The 25779-nt window shown below is 69.3% G+C and carries 23 protein-coding genes; 16 read left to right on the forward strand and 7 right to left on the reverse strand.

Annotated features, from left to right (window positions below; all coding sequences use genetic code 11):
- The 4 genes from AC3ETA_RS44355 to AC3ETA_RS44370 form a co-directional block, all read right to left on the reverse strand.
- A partial coding sequence (locus AC3ETA_RS44355) for a methylated-DNA--[protein]-cysteine S-methyltransferase (RefSeq protein ID WP_432198591.1) occupies positions 1-524 on the reverse strand: 524 nt, incomplete at its 3' end.
- 35 nt (positions 525-559) lie between these two features.
- A complete protein-coding gene (locus AC3ETA_RS44360; protein ID WP_432198592.1) occupies positions 560-1963 on the reverse strand; it encodes a bifunctional transcriptional activator/DNA repair enzyme AdaA in 1404 nt (467 codons plus the stop codon).
- Between the two features lie 150 nt (positions 1964-2113).
- Positions 2114-3265, reverse strand: coding sequence for a ribosome small subunit-dependent GTPase A (rsgA, locus tag AC3ETA_RS44365; protein WP_432198559.1), 1152 nt, complete (start codon positions 3263-3265; stop codon positions 2114-2116).
- Positions 3266-3542: 277 nt separating this feature from the next.
- Positions 3543-4910 (reverse strand): AlbA family DNA-binding domain-containing protein, encoded by a 1368-nt coding sequence (locus AC3ETA_RS44370; RefSeq protein WP_432198560.1) that lies wholly within the window; start codon positions 4908-4910, stop codon positions 3543-3545.
- A gap of 737 nt (positions 4911-5647) precedes the next feature.
- On the opposite strand from AC3ETA_RS44370, the gene AC3ETA_RS44375 reads away from it, so the two are divergent.
- Positions 5648-8971 (forward strand): tetratricopeptide repeat protein, encoded by a 3324-nt coding sequence (locus AC3ETA_RS44375; RefSeq protein ID WP_432198561.1) that lies wholly within the window; start codon positions 5648-5650, stop codon positions 8969-8971.
- 49 nt (positions 8972-9020) lie between these two features.
- Here AC3ETA_RS44375 and AC3ETA_RS44380 read toward each other — a convergent pair whose 3' ends face one another.
- Positions 9021-9653, reverse strand: a complete 633-nt coding sequence (locus AC3ETA_RS44380) for a recombination directionality factor (RefSeq protein WP_432198593.1) — start codon at positions 9651-9653, stop codon at positions 9021-9023.
- A 330-nt stretch (positions 9654-9983) separates the two neighbouring features.
- On the opposite strand from AC3ETA_RS44380, the gene AC3ETA_RS44385 reads away from it, so the two are divergent.
- Positions 9984-10898: a DUF5655 domain-containing protein gene (locus AC3ETA_RS44385; protein WP_432198562.1), complete on the forward strand. Its 915-nt coding sequence runs from the start codon at positions 9984-9986 to the stop codon at positions 10896-10898.
- A gap of 88 nt (positions 10899-10986) precedes the next feature.
- Here AC3ETA_RS44385 and AC3ETA_RS44390 read toward each other — a convergent pair whose 3' ends face one another.
- Positions 10987-11736, reverse strand: coding sequence for a DNA-methyltransferase (locus tag AC3ETA_RS44390; protein WP_432198563.1), 750 nt, complete (start codon positions 11734-11736; stop codon positions 10987-10989).
- A gap of 632 nt (positions 11737-12368) precedes the next feature.
- Here AC3ETA_RS44390 and AC3ETA_RS44395 point away from each other — a divergent pair.
- From AC3ETA_RS44395 to AC3ETA_RS44445, 11 genes are all read left to right on the forward strand, one after another.
- Positions 12369-13511 carry a C40 family peptidase gene (locus AC3ETA_RS44395; protein WP_432198564.1) on the forward strand — a complete coding sequence of 381 codons (1143 nt, stop codon included), beginning with the start codon at positions 12369-12371 and terminating at the stop codon, positions 13509-13511.
- 81 nt (positions 13512-13592) lie between these two features.
- Positions 13593-13892 (forward strand): DUF6112 family protein, encoded by a 300-nt coding sequence (locus tag AC3ETA_RS44400; RefSeq protein ID WP_384779848.1) that lies wholly within the window; start codon positions 13593-13595, stop codon positions 13890-13892.
- Positions 13892-14578, forward strand: coding sequence for a hypothetical protein (locus tag AC3ETA_RS44405; protein ID WP_432198565.1), 687 nt, complete (start codon positions 13892-13894; stop codon positions 14576-14578). The genes AC3ETA_RS44400 and AC3ETA_RS44405 overlap by 1 nt, the downstream gene beginning before the upstream one ends.
- A 33-nt stretch (positions 14579-14611) precedes the next feature.
- Complete coding sequence (locus tag AC3ETA_RS44410) at positions 14612-15994, forward strand: SCO6881 family protein (RefSeq protein ID WP_432198566.1); 1383 nt, start codon at positions 14612-14614, stop codon at positions 15992-15994.
- 107 nt (positions 15995-16101) lie between these two features.
- Positions 16102-17571: an SCO6880 family protein gene (locus AC3ETA_RS44415; RefSeq protein WP_432198567.1), complete on the forward strand. Its 1470-nt coding sequence runs from the start codon at positions 16102-16104 to the stop codon at positions 17569-17571.
- Positions 17572-17614: 43 nt separating this feature from the next.
- A complete protein-coding gene (locus tag AC3ETA_RS44420) occupies positions 17615-18070 on the forward strand; it encodes a DUF6238 family protein (RefSeq protein WP_432198568.1) in 456 nt (151 codons plus the stop codon).
- A gap of 20 nt (positions 18071-18090) precedes the next feature.
- Positions 18091-19608 (forward strand): ATP-binding protein, encoded by a 1518-nt coding sequence (locus tag AC3ETA_RS44425; protein ID WP_432198569.1) that lies wholly within the window; start codon positions 18091-18093, stop codon positions 19606-19608.
- 84 nt (positions 19609-19692) lie between these two features.
- Positions 19693-19884: a hypothetical protein gene (locus AC3ETA_RS44430; RefSeq protein WP_432198570.1), complete on the forward strand. Its 192-nt coding sequence runs from the start codon at positions 19693-19695 to the stop codon at positions 19882-19884.
- Positions 19877-20920 (forward strand): hypothetical protein, encoded by a 1044-nt coding sequence (locus AC3ETA_RS44435; protein ID WP_432198571.1) that lies wholly within the window; start codon positions 19877-19879, stop codon positions 20918-20920. The genes AC3ETA_RS44430 and AC3ETA_RS44435 overlap by 8 nt, the downstream gene beginning before the upstream one ends.
- A gap of 86 nt (positions 20921-21006) precedes the next feature.
- Entirely contained in the window at positions 21007-21726 is a 720-nt protein-coding gene (locus AC3ETA_RS44440) for a hypothetical protein (RefSeq protein ID WP_432198572.1), read from the forward strand.
- 29 nt (positions 21727-21755) lie between these two features.
- Positions 21756-22082, forward strand: coding sequence for a hypothetical protein (locus tag AC3ETA_RS44445; RefSeq protein ID WP_432198573.1), 327 nt, complete (start codon positions 21756-21758; stop codon positions 22080-22082).
- Positions 22083-22171: 89 nt separating this feature from the next.
- Here the strand turns inward: AC3ETA_RS44445 and AC3ETA_RS44450 are convergent, their stop codons facing one another.
- Positions 22172-22405 carry a hypothetical protein gene (locus tag AC3ETA_RS44450; RefSeq protein WP_432198574.1) on the reverse strand — a complete coding sequence of 78 codons (234 nt, stop codon included), beginning with the start codon at positions 22403-22405 and terminating at the stop codon, positions 22172-22174.
- Positions 22406-22557: 152 nt separating this feature from the next.
- Between AC3ETA_RS44450 and AC3ETA_RS44455 the strand changes: the two genes are divergently transcribed.
- The 3 genes from AC3ETA_RS44455 to AC3ETA_RS44465 all read left to right on the forward strand — a co-directional run bounded on the left by AC3ETA_RS44455 (position 22558) and on the right by AC3ETA_RS44465 (position 25694).
- Complete coding sequence (locus AC3ETA_RS44455; RefSeq protein ID WP_432198575.1) at positions 22558-23055, forward strand: hypothetical protein; 498 nt, start codon at positions 22558-22560, stop codon at positions 23053-23055.
- Positions 23056-23074: 19 nt separating this feature from the next.
- Positions 23075-23776: a hypothetical protein gene (locus AC3ETA_RS44460; protein WP_432198576.1), complete on the forward strand. Its 702-nt coding sequence runs from the start codon at positions 23075-23077 to the stop codon at positions 23774-23776.
- Between the two features lie 124 nt (positions 23777-23900).
- The gene (locus AC3ETA_RS44465) at positions 23901-25694 is read left to right on the forward strand and encodes a type IV secretory system conjugative DNA transfer family protein (RefSeq protein ID WP_432198577.1); all 1794 of its coding nucleotides are present in this window, start codon (positions 23901-23903) and stop codon (positions 25692-25694) included.
- The last annotated feature ends 85 nt before the right edge of the window (positions 25695-25779 follow it).

Below are 25779 nucleotides of genomic sequence, written 5' to 3' on the forward strand. Positions count from 1 at the left end.
CGCGAGTGAGGGCCGGGGGACTCCTGGAGCGAGCCCTCCAGCGTCAGCAGCCGCACCTTGCGGTCGAGGCCGCCCGCGTAGCCGGTCAGGGAGCCGTCGGCGCCGATCACCCGGTGGCAGGGGCGGACGATCAGCAGCGGGTTGGCGCCGATCGCGCCGCCGACGGCCCGGACGGCGGCGCGGGGAGCGCCGATCCGCGTCGCGATCGCGCCGTACGTCGTGGTGGCGCCGTAGGGCACGTCGTCGAGGGCGGCCCAGACCCGCTCCCGGAACTCGCTGCCATGCGTGCTGAGCTCCAGCCGGAACTCCTTGAGTTCACCGGCGAGGTAGGCGGCGAGCTGTTCCTCGGCCGCGCGGAAGAGGGCCGGGTCGCGCCGCCGGCCGTCCTGGACGGTCCGCCCGCCCTTCTGGCCCGGCACGGAGAGCGAGGCCAGAGCGCCGGTGGCGGGGTCGGCGGTGAGGAGGAGGGGGCCGAGCGGGCTGTCGAGCTCGGTCCACGGGACGGGGGTGGCATCGGCAGCCATGGCGGACCTCGGGTTCGTCGTCGTGTTCGTTGTCATCACTGTTCCAACTCCCCTGCTGCACGCAGGTGTTGCAAGGCGTAGGAGCGCCAGGGGCGCCAGCTGTCGGAGGCGTCCGCACCGGGCGGGGCGACGTCCGGATCGCCCAGGGCCCGGGTGCGGATCGCGGCGATGGTCCGGGCGTCCAGGCCCGGCAGGTTCAGCAGCGCGCGGTGCGCCTCGTCCCGGTCGGCGCCCGGATCCAGCCGTACGGCACCGTCAGCGAGGGCGGTGGTCAGCGCGCCCAGGGGCCCGCGGGGCTCGGCCCCGGCGAGCACGGCCGCCTCCGGGAAGAGGTGGGTGAGGCTGCCGCAGGGCGCGTCGAGCGCCTTGCCGTACCGGCGCACCAGTTCCGCGGCGCGCAGCGGCCCGACCAGCGCGCGTACGGCCAGCTCGTCCGCGTCGGCGGCGCCGGGCGAGCGCAGTCCCGGCCGGGCGGCGACCAGGGGAGCGAGCCGGGCGTCGGCGCCGAGCCGCTCGTCGACGGCGTACGGATCGGCGTCCAGGTCGTACAGCCGCCGCAGCCGCTGTACGGCGGTCGTCAGGTCGCGGAGGTCGGTGAGGTGGAGCCGGGCGTCGAGCCAGCCGCCGGGGTGGGCGGCCCTCCCGTGCCCGGCGCCGTCGCCCGGCGTCTCCTCCACCGCGACGACGGCGGTGCCGTGCGGCAGCCGCAGCGTGCGGCGGTAGGTGCGGTGCCCGGTCGGGCCGCTGACCTCCTCGATGCCGGATACGGCCTCCTCTGCGAGCAGGTCGAAGACGGCACCGGCCTGGTAGGGGCCCCGGTGGGCGAGCCGCAGAGGTATGCCGGCCGACGGTGTGGCCGTACGCCCGGCGGTCCGGCCACCGCGCGGCGCGGCGGCGCGCACCTCGCTCGGGGTCGAGGCGTACACCGCCCGGATCGTGTCGTTGAACTGGCGGACCGAGGCGAAGCCGGCCGCGAAAGCGATCTCCGTGATCGGCAGGCCGGTGGTCTGGAGCAGGACCCGCGCGGTGTGCGCCCGCTGGGCCCGCGCGAGTGCGACCGGGCCCGCGCCGAGCTCGGCGGTCAGCTGCCGCTGCACCTGCCGGGCGCTGTAGCCGAGCCGGGAGGCGAGCCCGGCGACGCCCTCCCGGTCGACGATCCCGTCGCCGATCAGCCGCACGGCCCGGCCGACCACATCGGCCCGCACGTTCCACGCGGCCGACCCCGGCACGGCGTCCGGCCGGCACCGCCGGCAGGCCCGGAAACCCGAGCCCTGCGCGGCGGCGGCCGTCGCGAAGAACCGCACGTTGCGCCGCTTCGGCGTGACCGCCGGGCAGCTGGGGCGGCAGTAGATGCCGGTCGTCTCGACGGCGAAGAAGAACTCCCCGTCGAACCGCGCATCACGGCTGCGAACCGCCTCGTACCTGCTGTCTTCGTCCATCACGCCGTCCAGTCTCCGCCGGGAGGAGAGCCGCTGCTAGCGGGATTCGGACACAGCCCTGCAACGTCCCCCAAGCGGCGCGGGGAACTGCGCGACCAGCCACCACGAGCCCGCAGCCGCCGGCCGGCAGACCTGGCACCCCAGGAGGCGTTACCGCCACCGCCCCCGCTTCGCCTCCATCGCGGCGCGCCCCTGCGCCCCCTTCCGCTTCCAGTCCTTCTTGATCTCGGCCCGCAGCCGGGCATCGGTCTTGGCCACGATCCACTGGTTCTCCCGCATCAGCTTGCGGTAGCTCTCCAGCCGTCGCACCGGCAACTCGCCGGCGTCGACAGCGGAGCGCACCGCGCACCCCGGCTCGCTCTCGTGCGCGCAGTCGTGGAAGCGGCAGCGCTCGGACAGCTCCTCGATCTCCGAGAAGACCTGCCCGACGCCGACCTCGGCGTCCCACAGCCCGACGCCGCGCAGCCCAGGCGTGTCGATGAGGACACCGCCGCCGGGCAGGGCGAGGAGGTTGCGGGTGGTGGTCGTGTGGCGGCCCTTGCCGTCGACGTCGCGCGCGGCCTGGACCTCCAGCACGTCCTCGCCGAGCAGCGCGTTCGCGAGCGTCGACTTGCCCGCGCCGGACTGCCCGAGCAGCACGGACGTACCGCCCCCGACGACCGCGGAGAGGACGTCGAGCCCTTCGCCCCGCGTGGCGCTGGCGGTCAGCACCGGTACGCCCGGCGCGGTGGTCTCCACGTCCTGGACGAGGTACGCGAGCGTCACCGCGTCCGGCACGAGGTCGGCCTTGGTGAGGACCACGACCGGCTGGGCGCCGGACTCCCAGGAGAGTGCCGACTTATGCAGCAGGGCCTCACCGTTCGAGCTGGACATGGCGAGCGCCAGGAATCGCTCGATGCGCCCGAGGTCGAGTTCGACCGCGAGCGACACACAGATGACGACGTGATCGATGTTAGTGGCCAGGACTTGGCCCTCGGAACGCTTCGACGACGTGGAGCGGACGAAGGCGGTGCGACGCGGCAGCAGCGTCCGCACGTACAGCGGGTCGCTGCCGTCGGGGTCGACGGCGACCCAGTCACCCGTGCACACGACCTTCATCGGGTCGCGGGGGACGACGAACTCGGTGTCAGCACGGACAGTGCCGACCGGGGTGATGACGTCGCACAGGCCACGATCGACCCGGACGACGCGGCCGGGCAGAAGACCCTGCTCGGCGTAGGGAGCGAACTCGGCTTCCCAGCCCTCGTCCCAGCCGTAGACGGCGAGAGGGTGCGACGAAACCGAAGACGAAGAGAAAGACAAGGGGTGACCCTTCACAAGGGTGGCCCCGGCACCGCGCCCACTGGCGCGGGAAGAAGGATGAGGTCAGCCGGTGGCCACGGGGGTGGAGTGGATGAACTTCTGGTTGCGGGCAGCGCCCATCACAGAGACAGCCATCGGTCACACCTCCGCTTCTTGCTCAGTCGACAACGGCCACCAACGGTCGCTGTTCGAAGTAATCCTCACCGTAGAGGGGTGCACGCTCTAGTGCCACTGATTTCCTCTTGTGCGCCTACTCCGTCGGAAGGATGCCTCTCCATCATCGCGTAAGTATCTCGATGTCATGAGCTTGAGCCCATTGAGTCTGCCCCGGACGGAGCTGCGCGGACCATTCGTGCTGGCGCAGCTTGCCGTCACGCGTCAACGGAGCCGCCTCGGCAATACCAAAGGCTTGTACGAGCTCGTCGGACAGCAAGGATGCGGCCTGGACCAGTCCGGTTCCGGCATCGGCCAGATCGTCGAGAAATGCCACTGCCTCACCATCGGCATACGCGCAGGTCTGAGTACTCAATGGCGTCCGTTGCCCAGTCGCCTTCAGCAGGTCGAGCCGGAAGGACAGCAAGGGATGCAAGCTCGGCCTGCCCGGGCCGCGCGGGTGGTTGTGCGGGGCATCAACGAGAGCGACCTTGACGAGGGCGGTGCCGGTGGCACCGGTACGGTCGCGGGCATGCGCCCCCAGCACATGCAGAGCCGACATGAGCAGCCACACCACTGTGTCCGGCTCCGCCCAATTGAACTCCTGCAAGTTGGCGGTGCTTGTGTGGCCCACAACGCGCAGGGCCCAGCTTCCGGATCCGTCACGGTGCAGCTCGGCTTGGTTGTAGAAGTACCCGGTCGGATCGCCGCCGTAGGCAATGAACCGACGTGAACCGATGCGTACTCCTTCGAAGGTGCGCTGGTCTTCGCCGATCAAACTTGTGCTGAGTAGTTCGGCCTGCACCTGCTGGAAGGCTTCTCGATTGATGACCATGTCACCGGGGACCTCTGGCACCACGGAGACAACGAGATGGGGTCTGTTGCTCTGAGGTAGCGAGGTCAGCAGTTCGCTCTCGACGGTCGCGAGGCGCTGTGTGCGGTCGGCGGCTGCGGTGAATCGCCGCTGGTAGGCGGTGGCGACTTCAGTCTCGGTCAGCCAGTCGGTCTTCGTTGCACCTCTCCGGGGGTACATCAGCGCCTCGGTGACAGTCTTCGCGAAGGCCGTCACTGCGTGGGGAGCCTGGGGACTTCGAGGCACTGCAATGAGCAAGATCCCCTTGCCCGGAGAAGCCGGATTAGGGACCGGGCGCATCTCGAACCGGACGACGGGTGCCGTATGGCGGGCGACAACTTGGTGGAGATGACGGAGGTGGCCGTCGGAGAGGTTGCTGTCCATCACCTTCGACGGAAGACCTTTGGCCTCCGCCATGCCGATCACGAGCACCCCGCCCGCATGATTGGCGAAGGCCGCCACGTCTTTGGCCAGTTCAGCCTTCTGCTCGTCGGTGGCGGCAAGCGCTTCACGCTTGTAGTCGAGGTCTTCGGCTTCTGCGGCCTCTGCCATGCCGACCAACGCCGCCAGTTCTGCATAGGTGACGGTGTCGAAGGAGCTGCCGAGAAGTGCTTCTAGACGCCTTGATCGGTAGATCATGGCTTGGACGGTAGCCGCTGAGCCCCCGTTCGGGAGGCTCGTTCGGGTATTGCGGCTGCTGTTTCACCGCCGCCGCTGTCCGAGTCAGCTAGCGCGCAGACCGCTGCCTCATCAGCTGCAACCTGATTTAGGTATTTGACCTTGCACGTTGCCGCTACGGTCTCATCAGAGGGTCGTTGAGGGCACTCCTGCGCTTCCGGGCAGAACGAGCGTTGGCGAAAGATCGGTGAACTGGTGGCTATGACGGGAACGGCACGCGTGTGGGTATCAGTGACGGCAGCGGTGACCGGCCTAGCAAGCGTCGGACTGGCCCTGGTCGCTGTTTTCGCAGACCCGGACACGACAGAACAGACCGTAGGACTAGTGGGTGCGGTCGTCGCATTGGTCGGCTTGCTGGTGTCTGTGATCGCCCTGTTCCGCAGCACAAGTGGCGGGCCTGCCACTGGCCGTCGCGTGCGCGGCGGCCGCGGATCGGTCGTGGCCGGCGGCAACATCATTGGCTCCGCAATCGGAACCAACTCAAAGGTGACCGGTCCCCACTCGACGCCCGGCAGCACTGCACCGAGGCGGAACGCGGATGACGTACGAGCGGGGAGAGACGGGATCGCGGCCGGCGGTGACATCACGGACAGCGCCCTTGGGGACGGTAGCGAACGGTGAAACCGTTTTGGAAGCGACTAAAGGGACAGACAGCCGCGCCTGGAATTGGAGCAATTCCAGGCGAGGTCACTCGGACGGTGTCCGCCGGTCCGGGAGCCGTCGCGGCTGGCGAAGCCATCATCGCTTCGGCTATCGGTGACAACAACGTAGTCACGTACATTGAGAACCAGTATGTGACCGACGCGGGCACAACGGCGGGGGCTGTCCGGTCCGGCTTCGATCAAGGGCTAGCCACCTTGCCGCCTTTGCTCCAAGCGGAAGCACGGCAGCTGTGTGATCGCTGGTCTGACGTGGAAGTGGTCGTCCAGCAGCTTCCTATGGGCAGGAGTGCGCGCAAGAACACATTGGAGCAGTGGGCCAAGCACGAGCCACGGTGGCTCACCGATGCGCCCGCCGACGCATTTTCTTGGCTGGCCCAAGTGGCGTCGGCATACGATGCTCGCAACGCCTCGTCCTCGTTCTATGACCGGGCGGTACGTGAAGGCGGATATCCTCGCGACCTCTTGGTCGTACGGGCTGCTCTCCTGGCAGAGACAATGACAGCGGGCAGCGCACGTTCGTATCTGACTGCCCATCAAGATCTCGACTCACCGCTGGTCAGGGCCTTGCAGTCCCTCCTCGGCGGTGACCGGGTCGCAGTCCTTCACCACCTCGACCAGTGGACACCACCTGACGACAGCGCTCAGGCTCTGCAGCTCCTCCTGAGAACGGACGCGCTCGTAGGGCAGGACTTGACCGACCAGGCCCTGCCAGCCCTGCGTGAAGCGGACGTCGCACGCTTTCCCCAGCTTGGGCTGGCGCTGGCACAGGCTCTGCTGCAGCGAGCCACGCGCCGCGCCGCGCGTCGTAAGCTCGCCGACGCACAAGAGGCTCTGGCTGTCGCCATACGGGTGCGCAACGCACGTCGGGAATGGTTCGGTGACAGCGCGGCGGCGGCCGTCCTGGCAATGCAGGCCGCCCTGTTCAGCCAAGATCTATCAACCGCGTGGGCTCTCTCGCAGCCGGCTCCAGAAGGAGAGGCCGTCGCGGAAGAAGCGGACGACCCGCGGGTCCAGGAGGAAAGTGCCCTGATCGCGGCTCTGACCGGCCGCGAAAACCGGGCGCGCGAGCTCTTGAGCGTAGTCACGCGCCCGTTCGCCAAGGCGCAGGTGTTGGCCGTGCTCGAAGAACGCCGCGCAGGCAGTGACAGCGAAGACGAGCGCGTAGCCGAGGCCTGGCAACGCGCATGGGATGCAGCGGCGCCAGGGCCCGAACAGCTCATGGCGGCCATGGGGCTGGTGGAGTCTGGGCGGAACCTGCCGGAGCTCTCTCACTTGAAGGATGAGTATCCCGAGGCGGTAGCGGATCTCGAGAAGTTCGCCCATGCCGTCAGCGGCACGGCGAGCGGCGATCTTTCAGTTCTGCGCGCCAACGCGAACCACAGTCCTATCACCGCCCTGAAACTGGCGCACCGCTATCAGCAACTCGGCGATCTCGACAAGGCCGCGGCCACCCTGCAAGAAGCCGCGACCCACTGGCGCGATGCGCAGCTGATGGCAATGGCAGCCCGTACCTACCAACAAGCCAGGGACTACAAGAAGGCCAAGGAGGGCGCGGAGAGCGCACTGCGGATCGCCGGCCCTGGCTGGGCAGCGCAAAGCGCGATGTATGAGCTGCTCGTTGAGACGGAGTCCGCCACAGGGAACTGGGAACAGGCCACGGACGCGGCAATCGCGCTCCTAGAACTGGATCCACACAGTCTTGACGCGCGCTGGGCCCTGGTGAAGTGCTATGTGACGCGGGCACGGCCCGACGAAGCATGGCGGACTCTCACCGAACTCGGGGAAGCGGCTCTGCCCCGGCGCCGGGACGAAGCTCTCCTGTGGGTTCAGCTCGGTGCACGTCACTCTGCTGATCCTCAGTTCGTCGGGCGTGCGCTGGAGATGATGCAGAAGTGGCCACAGGATGAAGAACTGCTAGGACTCTTCCTCGGAGCTCTTCACTGGCGCACCAGCACGACCCAGCCCATGCCCGCAGAGGCGGCCGAGCTGCTGCGTGAGGCGAGCTCGGACTACCTGGAGCGCTTCCCCGACAGCGTCTACTTCCGTGCACTCGATGCCGCCGATCCGCAAGCCGCACTCAACCAGATCGGCGAGGTGCTCCGCCGCGAGCACGAGGACGAGGACCGTCGGGAAATCCGGGAGCGGATCAATCAGGGCCAACTTCCCGTAGGGATGCTGACCCTGGTGAGCGGCAGGTCATACGCCGAGTTGTGTGTGCGGCTCACCGCAGGACCGCCTGGCCTGTTCGCCTCCGACCCGATCGCGAACGCGGCAGAAGCAGACGCCATCCAGGCCACGCTGGACCGGCGGGTGGTCGTGGATACGAGTACGGCGGTGTCACTTGCCCTGTTGGAGCCGGGCGCCACCGAACGGCTCATCGGCTACTGCCAGAGCATCGTGACGACCGACCAGATCGTCGGCGATGCGTTCCACGCCCTCGACTCGTTCGCCCTGCGGTCCGACGCCACGCTGGTCTGGAACGCGCACGAATCACGGGCGACACTGCACCTTGCTCCGGATGGGCAGGTGAGTGCCTTGCGTCGCACCCTCGAACGTGCCGCAGACATCGTGCGGTCGCTGCCGCGGGTGGCCCGACCGGAACTGCGGGCACTGCCGTGGGCGCCTGACGGCCGCGGTACGGAGGCGTGGCTCACGGCCTTGGACCATGCCAAGGAACAAGACCTGGTGCTGTGGTGCGACGACCGAGCGCTGCGCACGCTCGCCCGGTCGGTGGGCGTACCCGCCTTCGGGACGCTCGCCTTGATCGACGCGTGCCAACGCGAGCAGACCGTGGCACCGCAGGAGTCAGTGGCTCTGAAGGCTGAACTCTTGCGGCATTTCTACATGGATATCCCCTTCTCGAGCGACCTGTACCGCTTCGCAGCGCAGGCCGACGGCTGGCTCGCACAAGGCGTAGCTGCCGCAATTGCGCGGCCGACGGCCTGGACCGATGCGCAGTCCGTAGTACAGCTGGTCCTCGATGCAGCTGCACAGATCATCGGCGGTCAGCCGGACCATGCTTCGGCCTGGCTAGCAGCTGCCTACACGGGCCTCTGGCGGGCGACGTTGCCCTCTCATAGATTCGGCAATCTGCAGAAGTTTTCCGTCCAAGCCCTGACCCAGCCCTGGGTTTCAGCCTCGTCGCTGCCCTTCCTCATGGCAGGCCTGCGCAACGGGGCCATGGAGGTTCAAAGCGGTGATGGTCCAGTAATGGCCGGCCTGGCTTACTACTACGGAGCGCTCGTTCAGCAATTGGGTCATCCCGGGGCAGGAACGGCCCTCATGAACCTCTTCAGCCATGCCGCTGAACCCGACAAGTCCGCAGCTGCACGCGTCGTGCTCACCCATCGCGATGAGTAGCTTAGAGCGCATGCCGGTAACAACAGTTGAGGGACAACACCAACTCGGCTCACGCCGCGAGCTCCATGCTTTCGCCGCCGAAATGGATCCCCGCCAGCTCTACTACTGGCCTCCGGTAGCTGACGGCCACACCCGACTGTGTCGTGAACTCCACCATGTCGTAGCGAAGCACACACTTCACGGGCCCACTCACCGTGCCCAGCGCATGCGTCAACTGAGGAAGGGCCTCAGCAAACGCCCAGGAAGAGGAGTTCAGGACGAACATCCCGACGCTCGGCAGCTCAGCCAGCCGGAACCGAATCCGAGTCTCAGGCACTGGCCCACGGCCGGTTGCGGCGGCGGACTTGCGCTCCTCCAAGGTCGGTGGGCACCCACACGGTTCGCCGTACTGCGGCGCAGGATCGAGGAACCGATACCCGTCGCAACTATGGAAGACCTCCCCAGCTCCCTTCAGCGTCATGCGGAGTGTCACGGCCCTCTGGCCCACAAGAAGGATGGGAACGCGGTCGCAGCCGGTAACCACCTCAGCGGCCCTCCCGTCTTTGGCCTTTCCAGCCAGGATGGCGTTCTCGTAGTAACCGACAAGGGCATCCGCCACGTGCTGCGCCCTGGTCGTGACCCGCCAGGAGGACGCAGCTACTGGCTTTCCATCCTTGTGCCGCCCAACATGAAACTGCCCCACGACAGCACCGTCGCCGTCATCATGACCGATGTACAAAGGTCTCCTCCGCTTCCTCGTACAGCAGGAGGGTCAAGCTTCTTCGGCAAATTCCGTTTGGCCCTGCCGGGCAATCGGATGTAGAAGAGATCGCGACACCCTCACTCAACAGGCCGTCGGCTCCAGTAGCTCCGTGCTCGCCACCGCCAGTTTCGGCCGCACACTTCAGTTTTGGGTACTTCCAGCAGTGAGTGGTTTCGCCAGGCATCAAGGCCGATCCGCCTGGGGCCGGAATAAATGCTTCCTCGCCCCCATTGTTCCTCATCGGCGATCAAGGTCGGGCGGGGAGGCTTCATGAGCAGTCTGAAAATCTTCAGGGTGAGAGGCGGGCAGGCGACGGAGATCTCGGGAGCGTCCGTGGGGGTGGAGGTGGAGCTGCAGCGGCTGATCGAGGCCAACATGGAGGCGATGCTCGGCATCCGCTTCCTGGCAACCGAGTACCGCACCGGCCATCACGGAGGCCGGATCGACTCCCTCGGACTGGACGAGAACGGCACTCCGGTAATCGTCGAGTACAAGCGCAACCGCGACCAAAACGTCATCAGCCAGGGGCTCTCGTACCTGTGGTGGCTCCACGACCACCATCACGAGTTCGAAAGTCTGGCCCGGGAGAAGCTCGGCAACCAGACTGCCGCGGAGATCGACTGGAGCGCTCCGCGGATCGTCTGCGTCGCCGGGGCGTTCACCCACCACGACACAGTGGCTGTGGAGGTGATCGGACACCGGATCGACCTGGTGACGTACCGGGTCTTCGGCGATGTGCTCACGCTGCAGCTCATCGCGTCCGCCGACGCCAGCCGCACATCGGCGCGGGGCAGGGCGTCGGGATCGCCCCACGCAACGTCTCCGGCGCCAAAGTCGGTTCAGCAGTATCTCGATGACTCGTCGAAGGACCTCAAGGAGCTGTACACGGATCTCGACGAGCTCCTGTTGTCCCACAGGGATGTATTCAGGGAGCGCCAGGTCCACTACGTCGCCTACCGGCGGATCGTGAACGTGGCCACGGTGCGCGTGCAGCCGCGCAACCGGCTACTCGTGGTCAATCTGAGGCTGAATCCGGAAACGGTCGAGCTGAAGGAGGGCTTCTCCCGGGATATGCGCGGCCTCGGAGCCCTCGGAATCCGTGACGGCGTCGAGGTTCGTATCGGCTCGCACGCAGACCTGGCACTAGCGACCGACCTGATCCAGCGGAGCATCGAGGCAGCGTAAGTCCTCCTGACAACAGGCGGTGTTCCACCACTCTCGTGGAACACCGCCCGTTTCTGCGTTATGGCCCTGTCGCCAGAGTTTCTCGGTCTCACTCTTCGGGACCGGCGAGTTCGAAGTCGTCCCGGCTGAGTGCACCTTGAAGCCGACGCTCCGCAATATCCGCGTAGTGCTCGGAGAGTTCGACCCCTACGAACTGACGCCCCTCCCGCAACGCGGCAACGCCCGTCGTCCCCGAGCCTGCGAAGGGGTCGAGGACCGTTCCGCCCGGTGGGCAGATCTTGACGAGTTCCTGCATCACTTCCACGGGCTTCTGTGTGATGTGCACGCGGTCCTTCCTCGGCTGACTCGCCGTGTAGAGACCCGGGAGATAGACGGGGTTCCGGTTGGCGTCGACGGGTCCCTTGGTTCCCCACACGATGTACTCGCACGACTGCTTGAGTCGGCCCTTCTGCGGCCGGGAGACCGGCTTGTGCCAAGACGCGATCCCCCGCCAGGTCCAGCCCGCGGCCTGAAGTGCGTCCGTCGTCGACGGCAGCTGCCGCCAGTCGGTGAAGACGAGCGCGCTGCCGGACTCGACGGTCGCGCGATAGGACTCGGTGAGCAGGAGCGTGAGCCAGAAGCCGTACGAGCGCTGGTCCCGGTTCTCGCCGGGGAAGTTGGCAAGGTCGTGCTCGGCGTCCGCCGACGTGTACTTCGCGCGCGCGGAGCGGCCGGTGCGCTCGCTGCTGGTCCGGCCGCCGCTGTTGTAGGGCGGATCGGTGATCACGGCATCGACGCTCTTGTCGGGGATGCCGGCGAGGGCGGTCAGCGCGTCGCCTCGGTGCAGGGTGTATGGCATTGCGCGGTTCTCTCTTTCAGGGAGGCAGTCGTGCACCCTTTCTCCGCACGCGGAGGGATGGGCACGTCGGCATGGATCGCTCCGCGGAACTGCGCAAGCAGCCACCGTGGTGAGCAATGCGCTGGAGGTTAACCGTGAATTCCGGCCGCGCCCAATGAGGAGGACCTCGGCTCGACTCCCCGGAACCACCCGCCGCGGGGGCCGTTTGGTGCGGCCGAAATTCTTCTCTACAGTCTCGCCGTGTTCGCAGGACGGGATCCGGTTCCATCCCTGCTGACCTGTGTCGATGCATCCTGTTCCGTCCAAGGGCGGCGTGTACGACACCCCACCGACTGGCTCTCTAATCGGCGAAGGCGACTCCCCATGTGGCGAGTGAGATTACGAACGCGGCTGGCTGCCGCTCTTCAGTAAGTAGGGGTCCAGCGGCCGGGAGTTAGCAGCTCCCGGCCCTGGTTTCCCCGCTTCCCACAGGGATTGCGAATTCATTACCGGCGTGGTGTCGGTGGCCTTTTCGACGAGAACGCCTGCGCCGCGCTGCCTACGAGTAAGGAGCTGCCGATGCAGCATGCCCAGGCCCGCCCCTCCCCGGGGTCCAATTCCCCGTGCCGCTGTTTGGCATTGGGCCTTCGTCCGTGAAGAAGGTCGTAGCCATAGCAGGGGTCGTGGCGCTTGGCCCGACGTTGTTGATAGCGCCGGTTGCAGTCGCTCTCGCTGGTTCCAGCAGTGCTCAGGCCGCTTGTTCCGCGGACGGCGCACAGGCTGTGGACAGCGCGGCGGTCGCGAAGTTGGTGAAGTCGATCCTCAAGGGCGACGGCAAGGGGTCCGTGTCCGTTTCGGGGCTGGATGATCCCGAGGAGCAGATTCCGAACGCCGAGACGATCCAGGCCACGGGCATCGCGATGAAGGTGCCGGCGCGGGGGCAGATCGTTGCCCTGGCCACGGCTCTGCAGGAGTCGGGTCTGCGGAACCTGGATTACGGCGACCGGGATTCCCTTGGCCTCTTCCAGCAGCGTCCCAGCCAGGGTTGGGGTACGGCTGCCGAGGTTCGTGATCCGGTGCATGCCTCGACGAAGTTCTACGAGGGCCTGCTTAAGGTTTCGGGCTGGCAGTCGATGACCATCGCCCAGGCCGCGCAGGAGGTTCAGAAGAGCGGCTATCCCGAGGCGTACGCGACGTGGGAGCCGCTGGCCACCGCCCTGCAGAAGGCCATCGCCAAGTCGCTTGATCAGAACGGAAGTTCCGGCGAGGGCAGCGGCACCGGCGGTGAGGCCGAGCAGACGGCGTCCGCGACGGCGACCGCTTGCGGTACCGGCGAGGACGGGTCCTCCTTCGGCACGATTCCCGCGGGTTCCGTGCCCGACGGGTACACGATCCCGGCCAGCGCGCCCAAGTCGGTGCGCACGGCGATCCGTTGGGGCATTGGCCAGCTCGGGACGCCGTATCAGTGGGGCGGTACGTGTTCCGCTCCGCACGGCCAGGACCCGATGGGACGGTGCGACTGCTCGTCACTGATGCAGGCGGCGTACAAGGCCGGCGGCGTCTCGATCTCCCGGACCACGTACACGCAGGTCAAGGAGGGCAAGGCGGTCAGCGTCGATGCCCTCAAGCCGGGTGACCTCCTGTTCACCCGCGGTACGGCCGCAGTGCCCGAACACGTCGGGATGTTCATCGGCCAGGGGCTGATCCTGCAGGCCCCGCACACCGGCGACGTGGTCAAGATCTCGACCCTCGCCGACTGGCGCGCAGACATCGTCGCCGCCCGCCGGGTCGTCTGACCGGCTTCTCCTCCCCCCTCGCTCCATCCCCTCCCGGGTCGTCACGCACCCAAAATCGCACTGGAGTTCCAAGTGAAGCTCATGCAGCACGCCCAGTATCTGGCGTACAACCCCGGCATCACACCGAAGGAGGGTGGTCTCCCCGGCCTCAGCGTGCTGAAGAACGTCGTCTCCTCGATCAACCTCTTCGGCATCGTCGCGGTGGTCGGCGCCCTGGCCATCTCCGCGATGGTCTGGGCGTGGGGCCACCACAGCGGTGGTCACCAGGCCGAGGCGAACGGGAAGAAGGGCACGGTCATCGCCGCCGGGTGTGCGCTGCTGCTCGGCGCGGCCAACGGCATCGTGGCGTTCTTCTCGGCGATGGGGACGCAGGTTCACTGATGTCGAGGAAACGTTCCCTCATCCCCCAGGAGCGCACGTACGGGGCGCCGTCCTCGGTTCTGCGGCGTGCCCTGTTCGGTGGTCTCGTTCTGGCCGTGCTGTTGGCCGTCGCCGGGCTCCTGGCGTATCTGACCCGCACGGAGAGCCCCGCCTCCGCGAAGCCCGCGCCGACTCCGACCTCCACGCAGCGGTCCGCTTCGCCGACGGCAACCCCCGGCGAGCGTACGACGGTTGCGGCACCACCCAAGACAAGTGATCCGATCGTCTTCGCCAAGGCGGCCACGCAGGCGCTGTGGACGTACGACACCCGCTCGTTCTCCCGGGCCGAGCACGTCGCCGGGCTCAAGCGGTGGATGACCGGCGAGAAGAAGTACGCCGACTGGGACTCCGTCTCCGACCAGATCCCCGGCTCGGTGCTGTGGTCGCGAATGCACGACAACCGCCAGCACGCGAGCGCGAAGATCGGCGAGGGCCACTTCCCGCAGGCGTTCAAGACCGCCCTGGCCGAGGACCCCGGCGCGATCACCGAGGCGTACGTCTACGCCGTCACGGTCACCGGCAAGCAGTCCATCGCCTGGAAGGGCTCCGGGGCCGGGGCCGAGTCCCGCTCCACGACGCTCGCCGTCCAGTGCCGCCCCGACCAGGCCTGTGCCCTGGTTGGCGTGCTGCCGAACGTCGCGCCCTGACAGCCCCCGAAATCCTAGAAAGGAGGCGCCCTCATGGGGGCTTGTGACCTTCCCCTGATGAGCGCGGTGTGCGACACCGTGGGCGGTGTCGTCGGTTCGACCGGCGAGGCGATCACCGATGGCATCGGTGCCTGGATCGCCAAGTCGATGGGCGAGCTAGCCCAGTCCGCCGCGGACCTCGCCTCGACGGCCGTCGACAGGACCACGGCCGTCGATCTCAACGCCGAATGGTTCCGCAGCAACTACGAGATGCTGCTGCCCATCGGTCTCGTGCTGACCGTCGCCACGTTCTGTCTGCAGCTGATGCGGGCGGCCTGGCGCCGTGACGAGAGCGCTCTCGCGCAGGCGGTGACCGGGACAGTGGCGGGCGTGCTGTTCGCGTTCGCCGCGATCGCCTGCACCACCGTCGCACTGACCGTGGTCGACGCGCTGTCCGCCGGACTGTTCAAGGCGGCTAACACGTCGGTCGACGACGCGATCCGCCGCGTCATCGAGGTCAACAACCTCGGCCCGATGTACGCGTTGGGCTGGACCATCCCCGCCATGGTCGGCCTGGGGTGTGCCATCGGCGCGTTCCTGTACTGGGCGGTGATGGTCGCCCGCAAGGTCGGCATCCTGGTCCTGGTGACGCTGGCGGTGTTCGCCGGTGCGGGCGGCGGCTGGGAAGTCGCGCGGCGCTGGCGGCGCGGGTGGATCGAGGCGACGGCCACGTTGATCGTCAGCAAGCTGCTGATGACGATCGTGTTCCTGCTCGGCGTCTCGGCCATGGGCAAGAGCGACGCGTCCGACGGACTCGCCGCCCTGTCCGACGCCATGGCGGGCATCGTCGTCATGGTCCTGGTGATGCTGTGCCCCTACGCCACGTACAAGTTCGTGCACTGGGCGGCCGACGGCGGCGGCCAGGACGACCTGCACCGTACGGGCGTCGCGGGGGTCGCGGTGGCCGCCGGTGCTGCGAAGACCGCGGGCCAGCTCGCGATGCAGGCCGGCACCGGCATGCGGGCTCCGCAGGGCCCGTCGAAGGTTCCGGGCCAGGGCTGGGGCGGTGTCGCCTCCGGTATCGACCCCACCGGCGGATGTGGCGGGGACGACCAGCCGAAGCAGACCCACTTCCGCTTCGGTGAGGTCCCCAACGCCACCGGCGACAAGGGCCGGGCGCTGATCCGGCGGCCTCCCACCGACGGTGACCGCGGGCAACCGCTGATCCAGCGTCCCGGCCAGGAGGCGGCGGCCGACGCGGCTCCAGTCGCCTCCGGGCCGACGCCGCAGGGCGCGGCGGTGGCCCAGCCTCGCATCACGCACCTGGATCCGCCGGCGTCCAGGCGTCCAGGACCGGTGAACGGTCCGTCGCCGCAGGGCGGTGCCACGCCGCAGCGGTGGGTCTACCCCGAGCCGCCGGGTGGATCGGGCTCGTAGCCCTCGCCTGACGGGGCGGGCGGCACTCGCCGGCTTCCGGCGCCGCCCGCCCCGTCTCCTCCCCCTCTTCTCCTTCTTGCTCTCCACGTTCCAAGGACGGCTTCGCCATGCTCTCCGACACCTCTCAGCCTGACGGCCCGGCCACCGTGAAGTTCCCGCATCGCTCGCGGCGCGGTGTCCTGCTCGGCCTGTCGGCTCCTCAGCTGATCGTCGTCACCGTCACCGGGCTGCTGCTGCTCGCGGTGCTGCTCACCTCCGGCGTCACCGGGGCGCTCATGCTCATCCCGCTGTGGGCGGTCGTTCTGGCGGCGGTGTTCGTCCGCCATCGTGGACGGTCGCTTGCCGACTGGGCGCCTATCGCCGCGGGGTACGCGCTGCGTCGTTTCCGGGGACAACTGCTCTGGCTCGCCCGGCCTTCCACCCGGCCGCGCCGCCAGGGCCTGCTCCATCTCCCCGGCACGGCGGCGTCCCTGCGCGTGGTCACCGCCCCACGCGGCCACTTCGGCGCGGTACACGATCCGCACCACGGCACGCTCACCGCGGTCGTGAAGGTCTCCTCGCGCGCCTTTGCGCTGCTCGACCCGGCCACCCAGTCCAGCAACGTGGCGGGCTGGGGGCGCACGCTGGCGGCACTGTCGCGCACCGGGCACATCGCCCGGGTCCAGGTCCTGGAGCGCACGGTGCCCGACTCCGGCGACGCGCTCAACCGCTACTGGCACGAGCACGGCAACGAGGCGACCCACCTCGCCGGACCGATCTACCGCGATCTGCTGGCCGCCGCCGGACCGGCCGCCGCCCCGCACGAGGCGTACGTCGCGCTCGCCCTCGACCTCAAGGCCGCCCGCCGCCTGATCAACCAGGCGGGCGGCGGACTCACCGGCGGCTTCGCGGTCCTGGCCCAGCTCACCGCCACCTTCGTCCAGGCCGCCCGCAACGCCGGCCTGGCGCCCAGCGGCTGGCTGGACGCGGCCGAGATCGCCGCCGTCATCCGTACCGCATACGACCCGAAGGCGTCGGCCGCGCTGGAGCAGTGGTCGGCCACAGGCCGCGCGCAGGCCGAGCCCGCTGCCGCCGGCCCCGTCGTCCTGGTTGAGAAGGCCGACCGGATCCAGACCGACTCGGCCCACCACGCCACGTTCTGGATCGAGAACTGGCCCCGCATCGAGACCTCGCCCGGCTTCCTGCACCAGCTCCTGTTCACCTCCGGCGTGCGCCGCACGCTCTCGCTGACGTACGAGCCCAAGGGCCTGGACTCCGCGCTCAAGGACGTACAGCGCCGCAAGGCCACCGTGATCGCGGACGCCGCCGAGCGGCAGCGCAAGGGGCAGGTCGACTCCGAGGAGGACTCGGTCGAGTACGCCGACATCAAGCAGCGCGAGCGCCAGCTGATCGCCGGACACGCCGACGTCGCCCTCACCGGCCTGCTCACCGTCAGCGCCGACACCGACGAGCAACTCAACGCCGCCTGCGCCGCGATCGAGACGGCCGCCGTCGCCGCCCTCGTCGACCTGCGCCGTCTGACCTGTCAGCAGGCCGAGGCCTTCACCAACGCCGCCCTGCCCCTCGCCCGCCCGTAGCGCACCCGCACCACCACTTCGCGCTCTACCGAAGGGCACCCTCATGCCGACCGAGCCCTTGCCCGAACTGGCTCCGGACTTCGTCCCGTTCGCCACCGCCGCGCTCGACTTCCATCAGGCGATCAACATGCCGGTCGCCCCCATCGCCGCCGGCCGTGCCGAACTCGACTCCCTGCACGCCCACGTCGTCGCGCTGTACGGGCTGCTGGATGCCCACACCGCCCGCACCACCCCGGTGGCCAGGGTGGAAGGCGACCACCTGCGGGCGTGCCGGATCCGGCTGTGGCAGGCAGCCGAGCACCTCCACGCCGCGTTCCACGCCGCCCCGCACCCCGGATCCGGCCGTCTTCCCGCCCGGGAGGCGTGCCGGGCCCGGCGGCCCGAGGGCGCGCCCGAACTCACCGTGTGCCAGCGCCACCTGGCCACCGCCGTGCGCGTCCGCCGTGACCACACCCCGGCCGATCTGCGCGACCCCTTCACCGGCCTCACCCGCCACTGACCATCAGGAGCACCGCCCCCATGCCCTCTCGCGCCACCCGCGCCAGTGCCAGCCCGCTGTTCGTCCCGCGCAAGAGCGACCGCCGTACGGCGCGCACCGCCCGGCACCAGTTCGCCGCCGCCCGGGAGCAGGCACGACACGCCGCACGCCCCGAAATCCGACCGACCACGCCCGGTCTCGACCCCGACCTGCGGGCCACCTACCCGCCCGCCGGCCGACCCGGCCCGGCCTCCGCCCGCGGCGGCCGACTCAAGCTGCCCGCCCACCGGATGACGACGGCCACCGCGTCCGGGGCCTACCCCTTCCTCGCCGAGGGCGGACTCGGCGCGCAGGGCATCTACATCGGCCGCGACGTGCACGCGGAAGCGGCCTTCACCTACGACCCGTTCGCCTTGTACGGGCGCCTCGACGGCTTCACCAATCCCAACATCCTGCTGGCCGGGATCATCGGCATGGGCAAGTCCGCCCTGGCCAAGTCCCTTGCAGTGCGCGCCGTGGCCTTCGGCTACCGGATCTACGTGCCCTGCGACCCGAAGGGCGAGTGGACCGTCGTGGCCCAGGAGCTGGGCGGTCAGACGATCGCGCTCGGCCCCGGTCTGCCCGGACGCCTCAACCCGTTGGATGCGCCGGCCCGGCCGTACGGCGTCAGCGAGGACGACTGGACCAGCGAGGTCCGCAAGCGGCGCCTCCTGCTGCTCGGCTCGCTCGCGAAGACGGTCCTGGGGCGCGAGCTGCATCCCATGGAGCACACCGCCCTTGATGTGGCGCTCGACCAGGTCGTCGCGCACGCCGAGGCCAACGGGACGACGCCGTTGCTGGGTGAGGTCGCCTACGTCCTCGGCTCCCCCGAGCGCCTCGATGCCGCGCTCGGCGAGCTGTCCGGCCGCCTCGGGCACGCCGCCGAGGACCTCGCCCACGCACTGCGCCGACTCGTGCACGGCGACCTGGCCGGGATGTTCGACGCGCCGAGCACCGTGGCGTTCGACCCGAGCGCACCGATGCTGTCCATCGACCTGTCCCGCCTCGGCGGCGCGGGCGACGACACCGCGCTCGTCCTGGCGATGACCTGCGCCTCCGCCTGGATGGAGTCCGCACTCGCCGACCCCGCCGGCGGGCGACGTTGGGTGATCTACGACGAGGCGTGGCGCGTGATGCGGCACGTCGCCCTTCTGGAACGGATGCAGAGCCAGTGGAAGCTCTCCCGCGGCCTGGGCATCGCGAACCTGATGGTCATCCACCGCCTCAGCGATCTGCTGGCCGCCGGTGACGCCGGTTCCCGGGGCCGGGCCCTGGCCGAGGGCCTGCTCACCGACTGCTCCACCCGGATCATCTACCGCCAGGAAGCCGACCAACTCGCCTCAGCAGCTTCCCTGTTGGGACTCACCGGCATCGAAACGCAGGCGGTCTCCGCGCTCACCAAGGGGCGTGGCCTGTGGAAGGTGGCAGGCCGATCGTTCATCACTCAACATCTTTTGCATCCGCGGGAACGCGAGCTGTTCGACACGGACGCCCGGATGGCGGCGATCACTCGACCTTGATCGCTCCCGTGCCGTTCGGGGGCCGGTGTCACGTCCCGGCCCCTCATTCTCCCCGCTCAGAGTGTTCCTAGGAAGTCCGTCTTCATGCCTCAGCAATACAAGATCCGCCGCGTGGTGCATCGGCTCGTCCAGCGCTACCTCCGCGCCACCGCGGCCAACGCCTCTCACGGTCATATCCACCTGGCCACGGGCCCGTTCGGCGCCCTGGACGAATCGCGACGGCTCGACGCCCGACAGACTCCGCCGCCCGCCGCATCGGGCCTCCGCCATGGCTGAGCGGACACCGCCGACGGCGGACCTTGCGGCGTTCGCCCAGGGTCTCGCCGCCCGGCTGCCTGGCTCGTGGACCACTGTCGATCGGGAGCACGCCGCGTACGCCGATCAGTTCCCGCTCGCGGAGCGGATCTGGGACTACGGGCATGTGCAGTGGGCCTTCGAGCATTTCGTGCTGTCCCGGAGCGCTGTGCTCACCAGCGACACCGGTTGCGAGCTGGTCGTCGTCGACCGCCCGCGGCGCACACGTGAGTTCCTGGTCGCCGCCTTGCAGCCGAGCGACGGTGACGTCGCGGACCGGGTGAAGGCACCCGACGGCATCGTCGTCGACGCGGACCCGGCGCGCGCGGCATCAGCGGTGACCGACCGGCTCCTTCCCCGCTACGAGCGGGCCGTGCGTGAGGCACGCATCGAACAGGTCGCCGTCGCTGTAGCCGCCGGCGAACGGGTCCTCGCCGAGTGGGACGCGATCTCCGACAGCCTGTGCGACGCCGATCACTGGCCCCTCGACGAGCGCTACGACCTGCGCCAGCAGCAGCGGGATGCGGAGATGTGGGCAGTGTTCGCTCCCTTCCTCGACCACGGTCCCGCCCTGGTCGCCCACGCCGTGAAAACGTCCGCCGTCCTGAATCCGGAGGATCGTGTGGATGGGCGGTGGGCGTACCGGCTTCGGGTGCTGCGCGAGGCGTTGAACGGTGGCACGCGTGTTCAGGCCGACTTCAAGTTCGTCACCGGTGCGCTCCTACCTGATCACCCTCGCGCCGAGGCCGCGTTCGCGAGGGCCGTCGTCGAGCGCAATGCCGAGGGCTGGCATTACGTCCTGACCTGGATGGAGAGCGGCGGCGTACTCGTCGAGATGGCGCGAGCCGAGCAAGCCCTGCGCCGCCGAACGGACAGGTCACAGCAGTCCGCGCAGGCCCAGGCCGCCCGTGCCCAGTCCCCACACGCAGCCAGCCTTCGCGCCGCGCCGACGACGGTCACCACCACCGCGGCGCCGCCCGGCCTCCTCCCACACGACCACGGGCGCCGATCCCGCTAGCGCAGATTCCCCGGCCCCACCAAATCCGTCTTCAGGCCACATCCTCGTCCTCCGCATGGCCCCGACCTCTGCGAGGTGCACCTCTCGTGGCGGAAATACCCCCGCACATCACCGTCGCCCACCACACCCAGTACGGCGTCGTCGCCGCGATGTCGCACGACCACCACGTCGCCGATCACCTGCTGCAGCGGGTCGGCTTCGAGCGACTGCCCGGCAGTCGCCTGTACGCCCTGACCGAGCCGGACCGTGACCTGACGCGGCGCGGACAGCAGGCCGTCCAGTCGTTGCGCGCCGCGCGATACAGCGTCACCTCCGACGCCGTGTACGACCTCAAGCCCGTCACCCAGCCCGACCCCGGTCGGGGCCTCTTCGAGGAGCCGGAGAGCAGCACCGTCGCGGAGGTCCTCGGCAGCGGGAACGTGGTCTCCGCCTCCGCCCGCGCGCTCGATGCCGACATCCGGACCGCCCGGATCGTCGTGCACGACCAGGTACGCGATCCCGACGGCACGCTGCGCGCGGTCGGCACCGACACGCACACCGGCGAAGGCGTGCTGCTGCACGGCGAGGGCGATCTGCGGTACGTCGAGACGCGGCTGGACAACACGGCCCTCGCGTTCGACGCGTTCTCCTACATCCGCGGCAACGGACGTCCCAATCCGACTCCGGCGACCTGGCAGCGCCGAGCCCAGGCCGCAGCCACCGCCATCTCCCCGGCCCGCGCGAGCACTCCGGTGCCGAGCCGACCTGACGTCACCGTCGCCTTCCACCCGGCCCAGTCTCCCCAGCAGCCGGTCCATACCCGCTAGGTCATCCCAACCCGAAGGAAGTCTTCAGCATGAAACTGCAGCTCGAGCCCGATGTCGCCTTCGGTGTCCACCCGGAGTTCGGTGTGGTCGCCGCTATATCGGACGATCACCCGTTCCTCGACGAGGTGCTGCGCAAGCACCACTTCCGCCACAGCAGTGCCCTCGATCTCTACGTGCTATCCGACGACACCCCGCACAACACTGCGGTGCGGGCCGTGGCCCGCGCGAGCCGCGAGTTCCAGGACGTCGGCCTCTCGGTCGCCGCCGACCCCCGCATCATGCTGCCGCCGCCAATCCCGACACCGGACGGGGTGCCCGCACGCCAGGCGCTGCCCGGGCAGTCGCTGACGCCCTGACCGGGGAACTGCACGAGCTGCGCCGCTCGGCCGATGTCGCCGACGTCCTGGAGCAGATCCTCGACGAACACCATGGCGTCGTCGGCGACCTAGAGGAGTTCATCGACACGGCCGCCGCCTGGTGCGACCGGCTGGACACCCCCAACGGCCGCGAACTGGGCCAGCACCTGCGCTCCATCGCCCACCACCTCGCGTTCCTCGGCGACCAGCTCGTCACCGCCCAGCTCGACCTCGCGGTCATGCCGGACCTGACCCCGGAAGACGCCCCGCCCCTGGCCGACGTACCGCTGCTGCCCCGGTACGAGCTCCCGTCGGTCACACACACCGCGCGCGCCCGCGCCGCTCTCGCCTCCTCCCCCAGCCGCCCGGCCACCCTGCCCAACTCCCCGGACGAGGCAGCCCGTTCACCGGCTCCCCCGTCCAGCCCCCGTCGTACGCGCTGACCTGCCTCTCGATTCACGAAGGAGCCCGGCTCATGGCCGTCAAGAAGATCTGGACCATCAACCACGCCTGCGGGGACACCACTCAGGCCGATCTCTCCGACCGTCCCGCCGACCGTCGTGCCGGCTACGCCCGCTGGCTCGCCGAGCGCGACTGCACCGACTGCTGGCGCACCGCCCAGGGCGAGGATGCCGAGTCCAAGGCCGAGTGGCTGGCGAAGAAGCGGGACGCCGAGCAGGCCGAGGCCGAGGAATGGTCGACGCGGTACCGGATGCCTCCGCTGGAGGGCACCGACCGCGCCATCGCCTGGGGCACCCGCTGCCGCCACCAGCTCGTGGCCGCCGCGTACACCGCCCTGGTCCTCGAAGGCACCACGAGCGAGGAGGAGTGGGCGGCCATCGAGGACGCCGTACGTCCCCTGACGCGTGCCGGGTGGTGGCTGGATCAGCGCGACGCCGAGCCCGCCGACCTGCCCGAGTTGCTGGCCGCCGCCACCGCCGGCGACCGGCCCACCGAGAACCCGCACTTCTGATACGCCTGCGGAGGCCTTCATGTCCACCACACCCAGCGTCGTCATCACCCGCGAACCGACCGGCAACGTGACCGCCGAGGGCGGGGACGAACTGGCCTTCACCCTCCTCAAGCGCGCCGGTTTCGTCATCGAGACCACCCCGCGCTCCTTCTGGTACCGCCTGCCCTGGGACATGAGCGAGAAGCGCGAGACCCAGATGGCCAGCCATGCCGCCCGGATGCTCAGCGCGGTCGGCTACCGGGTCGAACTCGATCCCGGCCTGGACGTCACCCGGATCACGACGCCCACCGATCCCCTCGGCACACGCGTCTACGGGCAGCAGATCCTCTCCCTGACCGACCAACTCAACGGAGCCGAGACGTACGCGGGGGCGGCCGACCTCGTAGAGCACGTCGTGGACCCGGATGACGGTGTACTCGTCCGCCTCGGTGAGTTCTTCGAGGCGGCGGCCGTGCAGGCCAACGTCGCCGATATCGATGACGGCTGGGACCTGTCCCATCTGTTCGAGGACGCCGCTTCCACGCTCGTCTCTCTCGGCGATGACCTGCGCCGTGCCGGCGATCAAATGCGGGCTCTCGGGCCGCCCCGGAAGCGGAGCTGGCAGGAAGGCGTCGCCAGTTACTACGCGACGGCCCCGAGCCCCCGCACCGGAGCCACGCCCGCCTCTGAGGAACCCTCCATCACGCCGCCCAACATGCCCCGGCCGGGCCGGTCTCGCTGACCGCTTCCCAGCCGATCCGTCCAATTCCCCTGCACGCCACAGTCGCCAGGAGCCCATTCGTGATCACCAGAGCAACGTGCCGCCCCGCCACCACCCGTAGGACCGCACCCCTCTGGATCCCGCCTTGCCATCTCCACGCACCAGCACACCCTCGACCACCACCGGTACCGACTTCCTGCTCTACCTCCTGATCGGCATCGCCGGTCTCGGCATGGCGGGAGGCTCGCTGGCCTGGCTGTTCGGCAACTTCGCCAACAGCGTGGCCGGCTCCGATCCGTGGGCCGCCTTCCAGCCGACCGACGCGCTCCTGCACCCCGAACTCCTCTGGCCGCACCTGGCCCGGCCCGCCGTCCTCACGGGCTGCTACGTGCTCCCCGCCGTCACGCTCACCACGGCAGCCGTCCTCGGCGCCCGGCTGTGGCTGCGCCTTCGCCGCAACCCCAACGGGCTGGCCGATCAGCGGGACCTGGCCGACCTGCTGCCCAAGAAGATCGCCGCCAAGGCCATCGACCTGCGGCCCAGCCTGAAGGACACCAAGCCCAAGGCCGTCGCCCCGAACGACCGCGGCGTCCTGCTCGGCACCCTGAAGCCGCGAGCCACTGAGGTCCGCTCCTCCTGGGAGGACGTACTCCTCGCGATCATGGCGCCCCGCTCCGGGAAGACCTCTGGACTGGCGATCCCCGCGGTCCTGCGAGCCCCCGGCCCGGTCTTGCTGACCTCCAACAAGGCGGCCCGCGACGCTTACACGGCGACCCTCGACGAACGCTCCCGGGTGGGCACGGTGTGGACGCTGGACCCGCAGCAGATCGCTCACGCCCCGCAGGCCACGTGGTGGGACATCCTCGCCGACGCTCACGATCTCGCCGGAGCCCGGCGCCTGGCCGGACACTTCGTGACCGCCTCCGTGGACGAGTCCAACTCGGGCGACTTCTGGTCCACCGCCGCCGCCAACACCCTCACCGCGCTGTTCCTCGCCGCGGCCCGCGACCACCGGCCGATCACCGACGTGCTGGCCTGGCTCGCCTCCCCCGCTGACCGCACCCCCATCGACCTCCTGCAGGACGCCGGCCTCGACGGCGTCGCCGCCCAGCTCCAGGGCACCGTGGCCGGAGCCGTCGAGACCCGCGACGGCATCTTCGAGACCGCCCGGCAGTACGCCAGCTGCCTCCTCGACCCGGGCATCGCCTCCTGGGTCACTCCACCCAACGGCCTGGAGAAGGTACGGGAGTTCAAGCCGGAGGCGTTCGCGACCAGCAAGGACACCCTGTTCCTGCTGTCGAAGGACGGCGGTGGCTCCGCTTCGGCGATCATCGCCGCAGCCGCCGACGCGGTGATGCGCGCGGCCGTCATCCAGGCCGAACGCGACGGCGGGCGCCTCGACGCCCCGCTGCTCGCGATCCTCGACGAGGCCGCCAACGTCTGCAAGATCTCGGATCTCCCGGACCTCTACTCCCACCTCGGGTCGCGGGGCGTCATCCCGATCACGATCCTGCAGTCCTACCGCCAGGGCGTACGGGTGTGGGGCGAGGCCGGCATGGACGCCCTGTGGTCCGCCGCGACCATCAAGCTCGTCGGCTCCGGCATCGACGACGCCGACTTCGCCGACAAGCTCTCCCGCCTCGTCGGCGACCACGACGTACGCACCGTCTCCGTGTCCACCAGCGAGTCGGGCAAGTCCACCTCGGTGTCGACGCGTCAGGAACGAGTGTTGCCGGCCGACGCGATCCGAGCCCTGCCCAAGGGCTCCGCGCTCCTGCTGGCCACCGGCGTGCGCCCCGCCCTCCTGGACCTCAAGCCCTGGTACCGCGAGCCGGACGCCGACCGGCTCGGCGCCGCCTCCGCCCGGGCGACCGCGGCCATCACCGAGCGCGCGCTGGCCAAGCAGCCGCACCGCGACGACTTCGGTCCGGCGGCATGACCGCCCCGGCGCTGCGCGTCGCGCGCACGAGACGCGCGGGAGTACGGCCCGCCGCCTCCCCGAGCCGCTGCTCGGCCTCCCCCTT

It is taken from the genome of Streptomyces sp. bgisy027 (assembly GCF_057710365.1).